Consider the following 1,790-nt stretch of genomic DNA (forward strand, 5'->3'; position numbering starts at 1 on the left):
AAAACCTTGGTTTAGGAGAAGGTGCACCAGTCATAGGATCGCCGTTCCCCTGGGCGCACGCAAAAATGCCCAATGAGCTGTTTCCCTCAATGGCTGGCATGGTCTTTCTGAAAAGTAACGGGGCAAGTTTCAGCGGGACGCTTTATCCGAAGCTGGCGCTGATTTATCCGGGGCTGGTGCTACCAGATCTTCGAGGTGAATTTATCAGGGGCTGGGATGATGGGCGCGGAGTCGATTCCGGGCGTGCTTTGGGTACAGCGCAGGCATCGACTGGCCTGCGAACGGCAGCGCTGGATTATCCTGGTGTAGATGCAACAACCTCAGGTTCAACGATAGGCACGGCTTTTAATCAGGCGGATTCAGTCACAACAACTCAGCCTTCAGATGCAAAAGCCCCTAACAACAGTGCGTTAGCTGCAGTGCTAAGCGACAACTCAATCCAGGCGACTCAACTGCAAGCAGGTATTACGGGCTTTTCTGTATGGATCACAGCACGTCCGCGCAACGTCGCATTTAACTACATCGTAAGGGCTGCATAATGGCACAAATCACGCTTGATAAAAATGGCCTGGCGGAAATGGCCGGCACGCTGAAAATCTATAACTTTGACAGTATTACTGGCGAGTTTACCGGCTCAGCTGACGAGTACCTGCAGCAAGGCGTCGGGCTTCCTGCGTGCGCCTGTACTGTCGCCCCACCGCAAGCAAGCGCGGGTAGCGTTGCTGTATACCGTGACGGTGACTGGCAGACGATTGCCGACCATCGCGGTGAAACGGTTTACTCCATTGCTGATGGCTCAAAAATCGTAATTTCAGAGTTAGGTGATTATCCGGAAGAAACAACCGCCATTGCACCTGTAACCGACTGGGATTGTTGGGACGGGGAAAAGTGGGTTACTGATACGGATGCGCAGCAGGCCGCCGATGTGAAGAGCGCAGCCAGGCAGAAGGCTGCGCTCATCAGCGAGGCGAACGGCGTAACTCAGGCATGGCAGACGCAGCTACTGCTCGGCATTATTACGGATGCAGACAAAGCACTGCTTACCGAATGGATGAAATATATTCAGGCAGTGCAGGCGGTTGAGGTTTCTCAGGCCTCAGAAATCAGCTGGCCTGCGTCGCCGGATATTGCGTAGGCGCTTTATTGTCCGTGGCATATTCCTGCAGGTGAGCGGGATATGCCACAGATACAGATTCTCCGGAAAAAAGAAACTCTTCTGCGCCCCATATAATTGCTTGCCTTAAAAACGCCTCTACCTCAGCGGATACTTCAACAGCATCAGCTGGCGCGTCCATGTCCTGAAGAAAGAAACCAGCTGCGCCCGGACTAAAAAGCATGTTTTTCATATCAGTACCCTATTGATTCAAAATGAACAGTCGGCGCTTCACCGAGAGCGGGCGTAGTGTACGCCACGGTAAATCGCGTTTTTGACACGTCGCTGCCCGTATCTGTATCACGATGAATAGCCAGAGACCTGCCAGCTATTGACCCCTGAACCGTATAGGCCGGGCTGGCAAGTGTGGCATTCGTCGAAACCTGCGCATTCAGGTACTGCCTCGGAAAAGCAATGCGGTAATAGTGGGTGTAGTAATCAACGCCGCCGAGCGTCTGCTTATTGAAATTGCCCACGGGGGACAGCGTCGCTGTTCCAAACTGCCTGATCATACCGTTGGGCAACACATCCCAGCCGTTTTGCCCGTTTCGGGAAAAAGTGAAAGTAGACATGTCCGGCAGCTGCTTATCGCCAGTGCCGACCACGCGTTTAGCTGCTTCTCCTAAACCAAGGTTTT

General features: G+C 53.0%; 2 protein-coding genes and 2 pseudogenes. 2 read left to right on the forward strand and 2 right to left on the reverse strand.

The features are described from left to right. Together HP564_RS20140 and HP564_RS20145 are read left to right on the forward strand one after the other, a co-directional pair. Positions 1-539: pseudogene (locus HP564_RS20140) on the forward strand (phage tail protein); the annotation flags it as partial. Next, on the forward strand, positions 539-1,135 hold the full coding sequence (locus HP564_RS20145) for a tail fiber assembly protein (protein ID WP_371245576.1): 597 nt from the start codon (positions 539-541) through the stop codon (positions 1,133-1,135). The pseudogene HP564_RS20140 and the gene HP564_RS20145, both read left to right, overlap by 1 nt. On the opposite strand, the gene HP564_RS20150 is transcribed toward HP564_RS20145, so the two are convergent. Further along, entirely contained in the window at positions 1,104-1,346 is a 243-nt protein-coding gene (locus HP564_RS20150) for a hypothetical protein (protein ID WP_371245577.1), read from the reverse strand. The two genes, HP564_RS20145 and HP564_RS20150, sit on opposite strands and share 32 nt — an antisense overlap. 1 nt (position 1,347) lies before the next feature. Beyond that, a pseudogene (locus HP564_RS20155) lies at positions 1,348-1,790 on the reverse strand (hypothetical protein); the annotation flags it as partial.

Origin of the sequence: Pantoea sp. KPR_PJ (assembly GCF_041386365.1) — a bacterium.
Lineage (GTDB): Bacteria > Pseudomonadota > Gammaproteobacteria > Enterobacterales > Enterobacteriaceae > Pantoea.

Excerpts from the sequence above, each read along its gene's own strand:
- HP564_RS20145 (WP_371245576.1), top strand. The coding sequence starts at position 539 with ATGGCACAAATCACGCTTGATAAAAATGGCCTGGCGGAAATGGCCGGC.
- HP564_RS20150 (WP_371245577.1), bottom strand. The coding sequence starts at position 1,346 with ATGAAAAACATGCTTTTTAGTCCGGGCGCAGCTGGTTTCTTTCTTCAG.